The sequence below is a fragment of the Candidatus Rhabdochlamydia oedothoracis genome, assembly GCF_019453995.1.
GTDB lineage: Bacteria > Chlamydiota > Chlamydiia > Chlamydiales > Rhabdochlamydiaceae > Rhabdochlamydia > Rhabdochlamydia oedothoracis.
Genome location: NZ_CP075587.1, coordinates 73,186 through 89,602, shown reverse-complemented (window position 1 = coordinate 89,602; position 16,417 = coordinate 73,186). Strand labels below are relative to the sequence as shown.

Annotated in this window: 14 protein-coding genes; 5 read left to right on the top strand and 9 right to left on the bottom strand. The window is 38.0% G+C overall.

Annotated elements, in window-relative coordinates; all coding sequences use genetic code 11:
• Positions 1-68: 68 nt before the first annotated feature.
• A complete protein-coding gene (locus tag RHABOEDO_RS00405) occupies positions 69-2,618 on the bottom strand; it encodes a hypothetical protein (RefSeq protein WP_215217697.1) in 2,550 nt (849 codons plus the stop codon).
• 134 nt (positions 2,619-2,752) lie between these two features.
• Here RHABOEDO_RS00405 and RHABOEDO_RS00400 point away from each other — a divergent pair, with 134 nt between their 5' ends.
• From RHABOEDO_RS00400 to purB, 5 genes are all read left to right on the top strand, one after another.
• Entirely contained in the window at positions 2,753-3,766 is a 1,014-nt protein-coding gene (locus RHABOEDO_RS00400) for an IS30 family transposase (protein WP_215216525.1), read from the top strand.
• A gap of 91 nt (positions 3,767-3,857) precedes the next feature.
• Entirely contained in the window at positions 3,858-5,783 is a 1,926-nt protein-coding gene (thrS, locus tag RHABOEDO_RS00395; RefSeq protein ID WP_215217129.1) for a threonine--tRNA ligase, read from the top strand.
• Positions 5,776-6,528, top strand: a complete 753-nt coding sequence (locus RHABOEDO_RS00390; protein WP_215217130.1) for a ParA family protein — start codon at positions 5,776-5,778, stop codon at positions 6,526-6,528. The genes thrS and RHABOEDO_RS00390 overlap by 8 nt, the downstream gene beginning before the upstream one ends.
• Before the next feature lie 15 nt (positions 6,529-6,543).
• A complete protein-coding gene (locus RHABOEDO_RS00385; RefSeq protein WP_215217131.1) occupies positions 6,544-7,293 on the top strand; it encodes a CT583 family protein in 750 nt (249 codons plus the stop codon).
• Positions 7,286-8,710, top strand: coding sequence for an adenylosuccinate lyase (gene purB, locus RHABOEDO_RS00380; RefSeq protein ID WP_245397526.1), 1,425 nt, complete (start codon positions 7,286-7,288; stop codon positions 8,708-8,710). The genes RHABOEDO_RS00385 and purB overlap by 8 nt, the downstream gene beginning before the upstream one ends.
• On the opposite strand, the gene dapA is transcribed toward purB, so the two are convergent.
• From dapA to RHABOEDO_RS00340, 8 genes are all read right to left on the bottom strand, one after another.
• Positions 8,678-9,574, bottom strand: coding sequence for a 4-hydroxy-tetrahydrodipicolinate synthase (dapA, locus tag RHABOEDO_RS00375; RefSeq protein ID WP_215217133.1), 897 nt, complete (start codon positions 9,572-9,574; stop codon positions 8,678-8,680). The two genes, purB and dapA, sit on opposite strands and share 33 nt — an antisense overlap.
• The gene (locus RHABOEDO_RS00370; protein ID WP_215217134.1) at positions 9,568-10,800 is read right to left on the bottom strand and encodes an MFS transporter; all 1,233 of its coding nucleotides are present in this window, start codon (positions 10,798-10,800) and stop codon (positions 9,568-9,570) included. The genes dapA and RHABOEDO_RS00370 overlap by 7 nt, the downstream gene beginning before the upstream one ends.
• 171 nt (positions 10,801-10,971) lie before the next feature.
• Positions 10,972-12,333, bottom strand: coding sequence for an ATP-binding protein (locus tag RHABOEDO_RS00365; RefSeq protein ID WP_220017637.1), 1,362 nt, complete (start codon positions 12,331-12,333; stop codon positions 10,972-10,974).
• A 90-nt stretch (positions 12,334-12,423) separates the two neighbouring features.
• Positions 12,424-13,359, bottom strand: coding sequence for a small ribosomal subunit Rsm22 family protein (locus RHABOEDO_RS00360; RefSeq protein WP_220017636.1), 936 nt, complete (start codon positions 13,357-13,359; stop codon positions 12,424-12,426).
• Between the two features lie 12 nt (positions 13,360-13,371).
• Positions 13,372-14,052: a uracil-DNA glycosylase gene (gene ung, locus RHABOEDO_RS00355; protein WP_215217137.1), complete on the bottom strand. Its 681-nt coding sequence runs from the start codon at positions 14,050-14,052 to the stop codon at positions 13,372-13,374.
• Positions 14,053-14,151: 99 nt separating this feature from the next.
• Positions 14,152-14,637 carry an IS630 family transposase gene (locus RHABOEDO_RS00350; protein ID WP_245397582.1) on the bottom strand — a complete coding sequence of 162 codons (486 nt, stop codon included), beginning with the start codon at positions 14,635-14,637 and terminating at the stop codon, positions 14,152-14,154.
• 5 nt (positions 14,638-14,642) lie between these two features.
• Positions 14,643-15,011 carry an IS630 transposase-related protein gene (locus tag RHABOEDO_RS00345; RefSeq protein WP_215216866.1) on the bottom strand — a complete coding sequence of 123 codons (369 nt, stop codon included), beginning with the start codon at positions 15,009-15,011 and terminating at the stop codon, positions 14,643-14,645.
• A 56-nt stretch (positions 15,012-15,067) separates the two neighbouring features.
• Positions 15,068-16,354, bottom strand: coding sequence for an MFS transporter (locus RHABOEDO_RS00340; protein ID WP_215217714.1), 1,287 nt, complete (start codon positions 16,352-16,354; stop codon positions 15,068-15,070).
• Between the last annotated feature and the right edge of the window lie 63 nt (positions 16,355-16,417).

Below are 16,417 nucleotides of genomic sequence, written 5' to 3'. Positions count from 1 at the left end.
CTAAAAATGTTTATGTATTCAAACTCTTAATTTGAATGCAAACAAGCATAATAGCTTTTTCAACCCATTTACATGCCATAAGAATGCAAGGGAAAGCGATACTCCGAGGGCTTTACATACACTATCCAAGGTTTATTTTCAGACTCGAGCCATTTTTTCCAAGAACTCATGGGAAACCCCATTGATTGACTTGCATCAAATCTCCAAAGCTCTAAATCTTGAGTCCCTGGATTGATCACAAAACCAAAATAGAAACCCGACCAATTGGTATCTGCAAAAATTAGGCATCGAGGAGAAAGCCCTATTTTATAAGCAGCATGGGTGATGAAGCTATGTATATCAAAAGAAAAACCGATGGAGTTTTGAGCAAGCAATAAACAAGATTTGGCTATTTTTTTCATTTGAGCTGCGGAGATAAAAGCTGCTTTTGGCAGAGAAAATTGCTCTATGATTTCTTGCATTTTGGGATTCAAGACAGAAGAGAGGAGCTTCTGTAAATCCTTTTTGCAGTTTGCAGCTGGAGTTAGGGGCAATTGCTGATAGAGAAAAGCATCTATGTCATCAGGAGCTATTTTGGGAAATGCATCTAGAGTTTGCTCTCTGAATTCTTTGGGTGTTTGTAGAGGATAGTTTATTTTATCTGAAGAGATCTGCTGCAAGAGATATTGCTGCATTTGTGGGCTTAAAAGCATCTGTTGATAAAACTGGACACCAGGATGGATAAATGCATCACGCACCCAAGTATAAGTAAAACCGTTATCCTGCCATCCTTGTTTAAACAAAGGCTCTGATGTAAGAAGAAGAAAAGCGTGTACCGGCGAGTTCATCAATAGTGTTTGTGTGAGATGAGCTGGCGGCATCTCTTTTAACGTATCTAGTAAAAAGATTAACAGCTCAAGCGGGCTCTCCACTACCCTTTGTTCCAATGTGACTTTATCTGTGCAGAAATAATTTTGAACCAGGGTTTTCATCGTTCCTCCTGAGATGTAACACCAGGGTTCTTTGCTCTTCATGCGTTTTTGGACGTTTAAGAAAAAAGCATTCTGATGAAGGTGCAATACAATAGCAGCTACCATTTCTGTAATGACTTTTTGCTCTTTGGCTTGGATAAAGAGCAAAGACTCTGTAGCTAAAAAGAAGTCGCGTAAGAATTGGTTAAACTCTTTTTCTGTTTCAATAGCTGTCCAAAGAGAAGCATCTGTTCTTCCATGTTTGTAAAAGAGGCGAAAACCAGCAGAAGCATCTTCATCGCTTATACTCACTAGCTGTGGATCGTATACTTCCTGAAAATAGCTAGAAAATTGATCTAGGTAATACTGGACAATCATCGAAAATAAAGAGTTTAAATCATTAGCTTCGCTGATCAGTTGGTCTCGACGATCTATGCAAGATTGTAAATGGTGAGAGAGGCTTTGATATTCTGCTTGAAAACTTCGTATACGGCTTGTCGCATCAGCGCGATGTAATACTCCTTGTACAGCTCGTAATTGATCTGCTGTAACCTCAATTTCTTTCTGCAATATCCCTATCTCTTGATGATAGATTTCTAACTTCTCTTGAAGACAGCTGTAGATAACAGAACCCAAACCCTCCGATTCTTCTGGAGAAAACCCAAGTGCTGTATATAGATGCCAACGGATTAGTTGCGGATCAGCCTCGGAAAAAGAAGCTAGCGTAAACTCCCATGCTTTTAATAAAGCATTCTCCGTCAAACCTGTGAATGCGGATTGCATCTTTTGAACAGGCTGATTTGTGGACTTTTCAAGCACTTTTTGCAAAAGGTCTGTTACGGTTGAGCAAGAAGAGAGTAGGAGCGAGCAGATGTTTTGCATCTGCTGGATTTGCTTTTCCAAGGATCGTTTTTGATCGATTACCCCACAGACTTTTAAGGCTTGTAAAATCCCAGGGGATAGTAAAGCTCTTTCATGCAGACTTTGTTTACAATAAATGCTTGTATACGTTGTGTTCAAGATAGCAATGTATTCATTGCCATTATGGGTTCTTTTTAGCTGACCTGTGCTTAAAAGTTGATAGAGGTCGACTAAAAATAGAGCTAGTTGTTCTTTCTGTACAAGAATCCCTGGTGCTGTAGCAAAACAAGAGCCGATGTTTTGACGCAAGGGAGTTAAGCTAGCACAAAGAACGCCGCGACGTATATCAGATGTATGTGGTTTACCTGCAGAAATTCCTAAAGAATCAAACAGAAGATTCTCTGCTGCTTTATGACAAACAGGGGGTGAAAATCGATAGAGAAGTTTTATAATTTTTTGAGAGGTAAATTGCTTTAAGATTATAAGCTGATGTTCTGTTATCACAGAGTCGCTATACCCATTGGGGTAACAAATAAACCCCTTATTTTCTAAAAAATCAATAGTTTTTTCCAGGATTTTTTGGTCTAATTCTCCTTGTCTATCAATTAATAAGTTAGCTAATTGACGAGCGCGGAAAAGAGAGCGAAAAGAAAAACTCATCTGTAAAAAAGAGTGATCAATTAAATGAGAAAATACCCTTTCCTCCTCAAGATCAAATAAAGACTTTTTAGAATGAGACAGTAGCAAATCATAAGTTTGTTGCAAAATCTCTTTATTATCTAAAGCAAATACGATTTGGCTTGGCAAAAGAGATCTCCTCTCAAGTTTTTTTTCAACTTTCTATTTTCTCTTGTTGTGATTTAAAATCACTAGTCTTTTCAAGTTTGAAGTGCACAGAAGAATTAAAAAAAGAATAGGCAGGCGATGAAAGAATCTCTATTGTGATTTTTAACAATCAAACACAAGGAGAGACCTTGCCTAAAGGCTACCATCACCTAACCTATGACCAAAGATGTCAGATTTATATTTTAAAAGCTAGAGGAGATACATCTAGCTCAATAGCAAACATTCTAAAAGTTCATCATAGCACTATTAGTAGGGAACTTAAGAGAAATAAAGGGCAACGAGGATACCGTCATCAGCAAGCTCAAGAAAAAGCATTTCTTAGAAAAAATTCTCAGCCCAATAAAAAAATGACTCCTCAAATAGTTACCCGTATTGAAGAAAAAATCAAGTTGCAATGGAGCCCTATACAAATATCCGGATGGCTTAAAAGACATGGTAAAGAACATGTTAGTCATGAGACCATCTATAATCATATCTGGAAAGATAAACGACAGGGAGGACAGCTTTATAGAGAGCTCCGTCATCGAGGGAAAAAATATAACAAGCAGAGAAAGGGAGCTTCTGGAAGAGGGAACATGCCTGGTCGTATAGATATTAAGCAACGGCCTTGTATTGTAGAAAAAAAGACTCGTTTAGGAGACTGGGAACTAGATACAGTCATAGGGGCAGGACATAAAGGCGTAATTGTATCAATGGTAGAAAGAACTTCCAAGCTAACTAAGCTCGCCAAAGTTTCTCATAAAACTGCAGAGGAAGTAAGTCAAGCGTTAATTGAACAACTTAAACCTATCAAAGATTTTGTACACACATTAACAGCAGACAACGGAAAAGAATTTGCCTATCACCAAATGGTTAGTTTCGAGCTAGAGACAGACTTCTACTTTGCAACGCCCTACCATTCTTGGGAAAGAGGCTTAAATGAGCATACAAACGGACTAGTTAGGCAATATTTTCCTAAAACACAAAGCTTTTTAGATACGACTTCCAAGGATATAGAAAGGGTGGAAACTTTACTAAATAACAGACCTAGAAAGGCTCTCAACTTCGAAACTCCACTAGAAGTGTTTACGAGATTATCTACAAACATGCTATGCTCGGGTGCACAATAGATGTTTTTTCAAGTATTTATATGTTCTTTTTTGTGCACTTCAAGGTTGAAAGGGCCAATTCAAAAAATCCAAAAATCAAGGTTTATTACTTATGTTAGTCTGTATCGATAAAAAAGAATATGAGATGCCACCGGGTAGCAGCGCAAAAGATGTAGCAGAAAAATTGCACAAAGTAGCCCCAGAGCAATCCCTAGCTGTTAAACTCAATGGAGCTATCTGCGATCTCTCTAGTATTTTACATGAGGGGGATCAATTAAGTTTGATCGACTTTGCTAGCAAAGAAGGAAAAGAAATTTTTTGGCATACCTCTGCACATGTTCTAGCTCAAGCGGTTTTGCGATTATTTCCAGAGGCAAAACCAACAATCGGTCCTCCTATTGAACAAGGATTTTACTACGATTTTGCGAACTTAAAAATATCTGATACCGATTTCGAAAACATAGAGAAAGAGGTTTATAAAATCATCAGCGAAAATCATGAACCTATAAGACATGTGCTAGCTGATAAAAAAGAAGCTCTTTTAGTTTTTAAAAATAATCCTTACAAAGGGGAACTCATAGAAGGATTTTCAGAAGAGGGAATCATTACCGCTTATGAGCAAGCAGAGTTTTTTGATCTTTGCAGGGGGCCTCATTTACCTAATCTAGGCAAAATTAAAGCTTTTAAAATTTTAAAAACAGCAGGAGCTTACTGGCGCGGAGATTCTAAACGCGAAATGTTGACTCGAATTTATGCGATTTCCTTTCCCGATCGAAAAATGCTCAAAGAATATATAACCTTTCTGGAAGAAGCTAAAAAACGAGATCACAAAATTTTAGGTCCCAAGCTTGATTTATTTTCCATTAGAGAAGAAGCACCTGGTATGCCTTTTATTCATCCCAAAGGAATGATCGTTTGGAATCAATTAATCCACCTTTGGAAGATCATGCATAAAAAAGCTGGTTACGAAGAGATTAAAACCCCTCAAATTATGAGCCAAGAACTTTGGGAAACCTCTGGTCACTGGGAACATTATCGTGAAAATATGTACACTTTTTCCATTGAAGAGCGTCATTTTGCGATTAAGCCTATGAACTGCCCTGGCTGTATGCTCTATTATAAATCTAAATCTCATAGCTACAGAGAACTTCCTTTGCGCATTTCAGAACTAGGTCACGTACACAGACACGAAGCATCAGGAGCATTAAGTGGACTATTTCGTGTACGCAGTTTTCATCAAGATGATGCGCATCTTTTCATGCAAAAGTCTGATATTAAACAAGAAATTTTGAGTGTGATTGCACTGATTGAAGAAACCTATAGCAAATTCGGCTTATCTTATCGTTTAGAACTTTCCACTAAACCAGAGAATAGCATTGGCTCTGATGAAGATTGGGAAATTGCAACAAACGGATTAAAAGAAGCCCTTGATACTTGGGGAAAACCTTATCGGATCAATGAGGCAGATGGAGCTTTTTATGGTCCTAAAATTGATATCCACATTACAGATGCGCTATCTCGCAGCTGGCAATGTGGAACCATTCAACTCGATATGGCTTTGCCTGAGAAGTTTGAATTGGAATATATGGATAAAGATGGTCAATTGAAACGCCCGATTATGATCCATCGCGCCTTGTTTGGCTCAGTTGAGCGCTTTATGGGAATTTTGATCGAACATTTTGTAGGTAAATTCCCTCTATGGCTAAGCCCTTCCCAATTAAGAATTATACCTATAGCAGATAGACATGAACCTTATGCCAATGAAGTGTGTTCGGTCATTAAACAGACAGGATTTCAAAGCGATGTAGATGCTTCTCATGAATCAGTGAATAAAAAAGTGAGAAATGCACAACTCATGCAATACAATTATATTCTGATTTTAGGCGATAAAGAACTAGAGAATCAATCGATTAATTTGCGCACTCGCGATAATGTTGTGCATGGAGAGCTTGCGTTGAATGTTTTTTTGCATAAGATTGAGCAAGAGAGGAGTGATTACTCTTTAACATCTTATTTTGCAGAGGAAGTGAATGCCTAGAATTGCAGTTAGTAGTTTTAAAGGAGGGACAGCTAAAACATCTACCTCCTTGCATTTGGGAGCAGCTCTTGCTAAATTTCATCAACAGAAAGTGCTCTTGATCGATTTTGATGCACAAGCGAATTTAACAGCAGGAATGGGTTACGATCCTGACGCTCAAGATAGCATTGCCTCTGTTCTGCAAGGAACAAAAAACATCCATGAAGTAATTCTGCCTAGTGGAATTGCTAATCTTGACCTAATCCCCGCCGATACCTATCTAGAAAGAGTTGAAGTAAGAGGAGCTCTGGCAGCTGATCGTTATTCCCATGAGCGTCTTAAACAAATTTTAAATCTTTTGCAATACGATACCATTATTATAGATACCCCTCCTTCTTTATGTTGGCTAACAGAATCGGCTTTGATCGCAGCGGATTATTCCCTTGTTTGCGTAGCACCTGAATTCTATAGCATCAAAGGATTACAGCGTTTATCTGAATTTATGCAAAGTATTGCAGATCGTCACTCACTACAGGTCTTAGGTGTAGCTCTTTCCTTTTGGAATCCTCGTGGAAAAAGCAATCAAGCTTTTTTAGAAATCATAGAAAGCACTTTTCCTGGAAAAATGCTGCAGACAAAAGTGCGTCGCGATATCAGCGTTTCAGAAGCTTCCATCTTTGGTAAACCTCTCTTTGAAATAGCTCCTAAAAGCAGAGCTTCTGAAGATTATATTTCGCTCACTAAAGAGCTCTTAACCCGTATGTAAAACAGCTGGACATCCATGGCCAAAATAAATACTCTTCTCTCGCAGCGTTTAAAAACAGCTTCTGAGAAGCTTTCGAAAATGACTAATTTAGTGGAATTATCCTCTAGTGGAAATCTCTCCAGCTTTGCTGGGGTGTTTCGCGTAACTGTTCTTAATGAAACGGAAAAACAAACGTTAAAAAACATTCTCGATCAATACAAAAATAAAAACCAAGAAGTCATCCCAGATCTAGAATACCTATCCGCTCTTACAGCAGAAGTAAAAGCGATCAATAGCCAAGCCATCATTTTGCATGGAGAGAGAATACAAAAAGCACAGCAGATTTTAACCAGTTATCAAGAAGGAGCTTTTAGCGCTTGGCTCATTTGCACCTATGGAAATAGACAAACCCCTTATAATTTTCTGCAGTATTATGAGCTACACAGTGCCATTCCTGCTGCCCTGCAAGCTCAATTAGATCTTATCCCACGTCAAGCGGCTTATAGCTTAGCCAGTCGCCAAGGACCTCTTGCGCAAAAACAGCACATTATAAAAACCTATCAAGGGCAATCTAAACAAGAATTATTAGAGCTCATCCGCATCACCTTCCCTTTATCAATTAAAGATAAAAGAGCCCAAGATGTAGCAAATATTACTATCTTAAATTTAAGAAAAACCCTAGCTAAAATAAAAACCTCTACTTTTTATCCTACAGATAAACAAAAACAGCAACTCTTTAGCTTGCTCAAAGAACTTAAAACCTCGGTTGAATCTCTTCATGACTGATCATTATACTTCCCTATTAGCTTCTCGCTATGCCAGTGCAGAAATGTCTGCTATTTTCTCTCCCCATTCCAGATATGCCACGTGGAGACAGCTATGGATCGCTCTTGCCAAAGCGCAAAAACAACTAGGGCTTACTATTTCACAAGAGCAGATAGAAGAGATGCAAGAGGCCTCTCATTCGATCAACTTCGCAAAAGCAGCTATTTATGAAAAAAAATTCGGCCATGATGTCATGGCACACATTTACACCTTTGCAGATCAATGTCCTAAAGCTGGCCCTATTATCCACCTAGGAGCTACTTCTTGTTTTGTTACTGATAATGCCGATCTGATTCTCATGAGAAAAGCACTACAATTATTAGAAAAAAAATTGATTCAAGTCATTCGTCAGTTGTGTGTTTTTGCTGAAAAGCACGTGGGTCTTGTTTGTTTAAGCTATACGCATTTTCAGCCAGCTCAACCCACAACTGTGGGAAAAAGAGCCTGTCTTTGGCTACAAGATTTGAAGTTTGATTTAGAACAATGCGGCTCTGTGATTAAAGAACTTCGTTTTTTAGGAGCTAAAGGAGCCACAGGGACACAAGCCTCTTTTTTAAACCTGCTGGGAAGCAGAGAAAAAGTACAAGCCTTAGATCAATTAGTTGCCAAAGAACTAGGCTTTCATCATCTGCTTCTCATCTCTTCTCAAACATATCCTCGTAAGCAAGATATTTCGATCATCACTTTTTTAAGTCAAATAGCTGTTTCTGCTCATAAGTTTGCAACCGATTTGCGCTTGTTAGCACATCTTAAGGAAATAGAAGAACCTTTTTCTTCCACTCAAGTAGGCTCATCCGCAATGCCCTATAAACGAAATCCCATGCGCAGCGAGCGTATTTGTGGGCTTTCCCGTTTCTTATTTTCTTTAAACGAAAATCCTCTTTATACAGCAGCTACACAATGGTTAGAGCGTAGCTTAGATGATTCTGCAAATAGGCGTTTGTGTGTCCCAGAGGCTTTTTTATGCGCTGACGCTATCTTAGATCTTTTATGTTTTATCACTTCTGATTTGGTGATCTATCCTAAAATGATTGAAAAACATTTAGCAGAAGAAATGCCTTTTTTAGCAACAGAGCATATTTTAATGCAGTTGGCCAAACGGGGAAAAGATCGCCAAAAAATGCACGAGCGATTAAGAGGACACAGTCTTTTAGCTAGCCGCGAAATCAAAGAAGAAGGCAAAACCTGTGATCTTTTACATAAAATTGCTAGCGATCCAGAAATAGGTCTCTCTTTAGATGAACTCAAAAAAATGACTGCAGCAAAACATTTAGTAGGCTGCGCCAAAGAGCAAACACAAGAATTCTTAACCGAGGTAAAGCTTATTTTGGCTAAATATCACAATCTAGCTACTTACTCCGCTAAGATCGAGATTTGAGCTTAAACCCAATGCTTGCATTTCCTCTCTAATTCTCTCTTTTACGTCCCTACTCGGTTGCATTAAAGGAAGGCGTAAGAGGGAGAGGCAATAACCCATTTGATAGAGAGCATATTTTACACATTGCGGATTGCTCTCGAGAAATAAACTCGCGCATAAAGAGTGATATTTTTCATACAGCTTTCCAGCTTCTTCAAAGTTTTGATCGGATAGCATACAAAGCAATTGCTGCCACTGTTTAGGAATGAGGTTTGCTATTACAGAGATACATCCTTTAAATTTTAATGCCATCAAAGGAACTACCAAATGATCATCACCGCAAAAAAGAGGCTTCTTTATCTCTTGGGAAAGTCTAACCACATACTCAATATCCGCTGTACTCTCTTTAATTCCGCATACATAAGGATCTTTTGCAATCTCTACTAAGGCCTCCATAGGAAGCTTAATGCCTGTTCTTCCTGGATGATGATAAACAAAAATGGGAATGTTTACAGAACACACCTCTTTATAATGGGCAATACACCCTTGAACACTGGGCTTGGTATAGTAAGGTACAATCACAAGACAAGCATGAACACCGATATCTTTTGCTGCTTGAGTAAGCTCAACTGTAGTAGACGTGCTGCTAGTGCCTGTCCCTGCAATGATAGGAATACGTCCATTTGCAATTTGAACCCCCTGCTTGAAAATGTGTAACTTCTCTTGCAAGGATAAACTTGTACCCTCTCCTGTAGAACCACATAGAACAATCCCTTGAGAGCCTTGTGCAATATGCCATTCGATTAAAGTGTCCAGCGCTAAATAATCAATAGCTCCCTCTTGTGTAAACGGAGTGATTAAAGCAACGATAGATCCTGTTAACATTTCGCCTCTCTTTTCATTTGCAACCATAATAAGATTCCACACAAAAATACCATTGCAGCACCGATATAAATCGGCATAGTAAAAATACCCACTGCTAGAATACTTCCAAAGATTCCGGTTATAATTTCTGCCAGGGTTTGTACAGAGGTCAATACCCCCAAAGCCTGTCCTTGTATATGGCTTTCCGCTGCATTAGAAATCAATAACGAACCGTGTGTAATGACAACTCCTAAACATAAGCCCACTAAAGGGATAGTAAGAAGCAAAACATATACATTTGTTGGTAAAACAACAGCTACAAAACTTAGGGACAACAGAAAGGAAAATAGACAAAGCACTTGAATAGGTTTCAAACGACGAGAAAGCCAAGGAATCAAAAAAAGCACACCTAACATCAAAGAGAAAGAAGTGTAAACCATTTCATAAGACAAAACAGCTGGAGAAAAATGAAACTGCCTTTCTAAGAAGACAGGCAAGAAGCGAAAAAAGGAAAAATATCCTATAGCCAGTAACAAATTACATAAATAAAACAGCCTAATTTTAGGCGCTTTGAGTTTTCCAAACAAAGAAGGAAAAATAACGATTTTCTCTACTCTGCGTAGCTGCAATGTTTCTTTTGCATACCAAGCAATCACTAAAATTCCCGTTAAAGTCATCAATGCAGCTATCCAAAAAGGAGTGGCAAAGGTAAACCAAGGAACCAGGTTTGAATCTGCCAATACTCCTCCCATCAAAGGACCAATGATAAATCCTAGAGAAATACAAATATTCAACCAACCGAAATACACAGGTTTTCGATGCTTGTGCTCATCCAATCCTGTCACATCAGCAATCACGGATTGAGCTATTGTCACATTTCCTTCGCAAAAACCACATACAATCAAACCAATTACCATTCCAGTAATTGAATAATGGTATAGAGAAAAAGCAATCATTAAATATCCAATCGTAGTTCCCATCAAAGAAAAAAGAACGACTTTTTTTCTTCCGTGTCGATCAGAAAGAGATCCTAAAACAGGAGACCCCAAAAACTGCCCCAAAGGAAAAGCAGCCATAACAGTTCCTAATAGAACCATTCTTATCTGGTAAGAAAGATGCGGTGCAATCGAAGTTTGAGAATCTAAAAACATCTTAGGCAAGATCGGAAGAGGCAAAGAAAAGCCAATATAGGCAAATAAGACGACTAACGCATAGGGAAAAAGTATTTTTTGAATCTGTTTCGGCATTAAAGATATCCTTTAAAAATAAGAATAGAAAAACAAGGCTTAATCATAAAATCGAGATTTATCATTTTTCAAAAGAAATCAACCCAAATTGTCGTATCAGTGATTTGAAATACGACAATTTGGACTAAATTCTTTTTCGGTAGAATAGACAGAGGTATTTTGAGATCTATATTATTTTCCATGTTTAGGTAAAACAAAAAATTTTTGAGGATCCTTGAAACTTGTTGATATTTCCACAAGCGATCCCTCTTGGCACATCTCCTTAAGGCGGGTTGTAGTTGTACGGCGTGTAACTTTCCAAATCTCTTGAGCCATCTTAGCATGGATTTTGTCATGCTTTTTTAAGTAATGAAAAATAGGTTCTTGCCAAAAAGCAGAAGGAATGTTCTTTATTGACTTTGGATAGAGTGTCAAACGAAAAAAATGGCCTAACTCTTCAAATTTTGGTAGAGGAATATGCTGATGTTGACAAACATCTAGCATTCTTTTGAGTCCAGAACCCCAGTGTTCGGTCAATTTTAGCTCTCGGAATGTTCTTCCTAATACTTTATTACGAAGCTGAGAAACTCCAGAAAGGGCGCTATCAAGACTTAGTCCAAATGGCAAAGATCCAGGATTAGTAACCTCTAATCGATCATCAAAAATAGCAATTTGAATGGGAGAACGATGATTAGCATAGTCAGCGTGGATTAAAGCATTCATAATAGCTTCACGAAGAAGCATGGGAGCGTATTGTGGCGTTTCTTCACGCCTAATTCCTTTTATGGAAAAACTCATAGAAGTGTGGCGACGGATAAAAGAAAGAACCTCTTCCAATGCTTGTGGAAGAGGGCTTTTAATTTCTTGTTCATCAATAGCTGCATTTTTTAAAATTCCTTCAAAACGAGCCATTCTAACAATTGGATCAATGAAAATCCTATCTCGATTTTTTCCGAAAAGTAAAAGGCCTCCTTTTGTTGGATAGGTTTCTGATTGATAGGTAGTAAATAATTCTAAAGCTTTAGCCTTTGCCTGCGTAAATGTTTTTCCTACGGTCAAAAACAATTGTTTAGCTAGCTCAAAATCAAAATCATCAAAAGAAAATCTGCAATCAGGAAGCTGATCAAAAGATGTGTGTTCTTTTAAACGACGTATCTCAGCAATAATATGTGCATCCGCTAAACGATTGGTCGATCCAAGACGTATGAACGTTCCCTCAACTTCTCCTTTAGATTTTAGGTGAAAAAGACCTGGGATATAGGGGACAGTGACGATTAAAATATCACGTTCTCGCCAAGAGCAAAATTGTAAATTTGGAATAAGTAAAGGAGAAACCGAGTCAGCAATAGCATTAGCAATTTTTTCCTCTTCCTTCAAGATATCTGACAAACCAATCACTTCTTTTGTCTCATTCTTGATGCCAATAAGTAACACACCTCCAGCTGTGTTAGCAAAAGCAATTACAGTTTGTACAATTTTTTGCAAAGATTGGCTATTTTCTTTAAACTCAAGTGTTTTTCCTTCATTTCTTGACAGAAGCTGTTCTAGCATCATAAGATGATCTCCATGAATTAACATAGAAATTAACATAGAAAAACATAACTGTCAAAATTTTCTATGTTAAATTCCATAAGAAAACGAGTTTTATTTCAACTCATCTCCCCACTCAGTTTTTTTAGCAATAGAGTAGAGCTCTTTATCCTTTCGACTGATCGTCTTTTCTACAAGGCCTGATTCTGTACAGAGTTTCAGCTTTACAAATCCCGATCCTTTGAAAGGGTAGCGAATCACACGAGAGAAGCTAGTAGAAACAGGTGTGCGAGAGAAGATCAGATAGGAGAATTTTTCATCCTCATAGTTTAAAGATCCTTCTTTTAACTGGCGGTGGACAGAAGACCTAGGCAATCGCACAGAAAAATGACACCAATCGCCTTTGGCTATAGGACAGTTTTCTCTATGCGGACAAGGAGCTACTAAAAAGGCCCCTAAGCCAAGCAACCTCTCTCTTGTTTTCCGGATAAAATGAAACCCTTTAGAGGTGCCAGGTTCGAGCAAAATGAAAATCTGCTCTGTTTTGTTCCAGAGGGTTTCTATTATTTGCAGTTGATTCTCTTTGCCAACCTCACATAAAGAATAAGAGGCTACAACCAGATCTTTAGCAGAAGAAGGGATCCCCTTTGTGATATCTTGCAACATCCAGGTAACTTCTACATCTGTTGGATGAGACAATAGCTTTCCTAGTTTAATAAAACCAGGGTCTCTTTCTATAAGGGTTGCTTGTTGTAGCGAAAAAAAAGACTCGGCTGCTAAAAGAACACTTGCCGGACCTGCCCCGCAGTCCAGAAGAGAACGAACTAAAGAAAGATCAAAGTGTTTTTGTAGCTCCTTGAAGACATAAGAGATCGCAGCATAGGTAGCCGGAAGACGGGAACACAAATAAGCTATTCTAAGAGAATCTGAAGAAAGCGGTTCTGTTTGATCTTTTTTCTGACGATAGGTGGAAGTTAAGCTCTGCGCCTGTTTTGCCCATTTTTTTAGAGAAGTTCCTTGGATTAAAGATTGAATTTTAGATTCTAGCAAAGATAACATTTTTTAAGCTAATTGCCAATTGATAGGTTCTTTACCCCATTTTTTTAAAGCTTCATTGATTTGAGAAAAATGACAACAACCAAAAAACCCTTGAGCGGAATAAGGGGAAGGGTGCGCAGCTGTCAGTACAACATGGGAGGTTGTTTTTTCTTCTAAAACAGCACCTATCTTTTCCTTGGCGGATTTTCCCCAAAGAACAAATACCAAAGGATCTTTTCTTTCCACCAATTTAGCAATTACCGCGTCGGTAAAGATTTCCCATCCACGTCCATAATGCGATTTTGGTTCACCCGCGCGTACAGTAAGCGTTGCGTTGAGCAATAACACTCCCTGTTTAGCCCACGAAGATAAACAACCTTCTTTAGGTAAGTTGATACTTAAATCTTGGTTTTGCTCTTTAAATATATTTTTTAAAGAAGGGGGTTGGGGTATACCACAAGGAACACTAAAGCTCAAGCCATGTGCCTGTCCTGGCCCGTGATAGGGATCTTGCCCCATGATTACCACTTTTACCTTATCAAATGGGGTGTGTAAAAAAGCATTGAATATCATTTCTTCAGGAGGGTAGATAGTTTTATTCTCAGCCTTTTCTTGTGCTAAAAATCTTTTAAGCTCTGCAATATAAGGCTTAGCAAGTTCTTCCTTTAACACTTCATGCCAACTAGCTGCTAATTTCATACCCATAAGACCACCCAATGGCGAAAAAGAATAGATTTTACTCAAAAAAAGAAAAGAAAGCAAAAAAAATAGTCTTATCTTAAGGCAACGGAATTGTATAGTTATTTAAATCGACATTGATAAAACAGCTTGATCTAAGGCTTCGGATAAATTAGCTACAGTAGGTAAAAGTTCTCGGATTTTCGTTTTCATATTGGCCCAATATTTTTCGATAGGATTTAAGTCCGGTGAATAAGGCGGGAGAAAGAGCATTTCGTATCCACTTTCCTCTATCAATGTTCTAGTTGTCTTTGATTTATGAAAGCTCGCGTTATCGAGAATCAAAACTTGGCCATGAGTCAAATTTGGAATCAATTCCTGTTTTAGCCATACATTAAATAGATCCGTATTGCAAGTTCCTTCAAAACACATCGGTGCCAGCAATTTCTTCCCTTGTAGTGCCGAAATTACACTCTGTCTACCAAATCGTTTTCCTGAAATTCCTCCAAATATTTGTTTTCCCCTCGCGCTCCTCGCATATTGCCTATGCACATATTGACTGATTCCGCTCTGATCCAAATAGACCCTTTTTTCAGGAGAAATTGCTTCTATCTTTTTTAGATATTCCGCTCTTGCTTCCGCATTCCTTTCCTTATAAAACGCAATCTTTTTTTTCTTGTGATCTTGAGTCTTTTCAAAGCGTAAAAGATTGCTTGCAAAGTCAAACCAAAATGCTTTGCAATCTCTGATAAAAAATGATCGGGGTTTTTTTCTACATAAGCGATTAATCTCTGATCATCAATTTTCTTATAAGTGCTTTTCTTTTTTAGAGGTTCTACGTTTCCTCTTTGTTTCTTACGCTTTACCCATCGGTAGACAGTTGCAATCCCAACTTGAAATAGCTGGCTGGCCTTCATTTTGTCGTTATTTTCTTCTAGGTATTGAAGCACTCGTTTTCTTAGATCCATTGAATAAGGTTTAGGCATTTCTCTACCTCCATATATTTTGTTGGAGAAAAATATACAACTTTATCAATAATATTTTAAATAACTATATATGAGGGTTTGCAATGTGTTTCTTTAATCTTCAAAAGGGTAAAAAGTGAAATCAGCAAATAAATAGGAAGGGTTAAAAAAACTGTTTGATAAGCATCTATCGAAAAAACCCTTGCTCCTTCCACTAATTTTCCATCCCAGTGCAAATCGAGAAACTTACCGGTTAATGGATCGGAAAGAGCTCCAAGAAGCGCATCAAAAGCGTTCATAAATCCGATGGCTGTTGCAGCAAGAATGGGTAAATTAACTTCTCGAATCATGGTAAAACAAAGCAAGAAACTGCTGATGGAAAAACCAAAAACAAACAATAAAAAACCAAGTAGACATACAGAAGAACCAGAAACATAAATCACTGTAGATATTGCAATAAGCGCCAACGCAGTTCCCCATAGCATAACAATGCGTCTACGACCAAGCCAATCGGAAAACCATCCAAAAAAAGGAGCTCCAATAGAAAAACCAATAAAAATCAGCGATACCATTTGTGCCGAACTTTGATGTGTTAGCTCAAACGCTTCCATGATAAAAGAAACACCCCATAACCCTCCAAATACCATTACAGGAGCAAAAGCAAAGCCGCTGTAGATAGAGAGCCACCAAGATTGAGGATTTTGAAAAATCTGTTTGATGTTATCAAAAAAAGAAGGTCTAGAGGGGACGATATGTTTTTCTCTTTTATGATCGGGTGCTTTATCCTGTACAACAATCCAAAAAACAACGGCTAAAATAAGGCCTGCTATTCCAATTAATTCTATAGCATAACGCCATTCTACTTTTTGAATAAAAACGGCTAAAGGGGCCTGTCCTCCTACAGCTCCTAACATCGCTACAGTCATCATGAGGCCTGCCATAAAAGCAAACTGTCTAAAAGGAAACCAGTTTGCAATCAGTTTTAAGCAGTTAACAACAGCAAAAGCTGCGCCAATACCAGTTAGAAAACGCCCTGTTCCTGCCCAAATCAAAGAATCTGCTCTAGCAAAAATAAGATTTCCTACCGCACATAAAAAAATGGCAATTGTTGTAGTTTTTCTAGGTCCGAATTTATCTAAAAGCAAACCCGCTGGAATTTGTAAAAGTAAATAAGCATAGAAATAACTCGCTGCTAAATTCCCCAGTTCTACACCACTAATGTCAAAAGCCTTCATTAGAGTTCCTGTCATCACACTTGGAGATACTTCAATAGCATATTTGTAAAACATAAAAATTGCGCTAAGAAGCCAAATAGTCCAAGCGCGGATCGGGTATGTTAATTTTTCATGGGTCATTTTTGCCATTTTGTTACTTAATTTATTACTCTTGTGATTGAAAATAGCATTTTTTGATCTGATTGGTCCAGT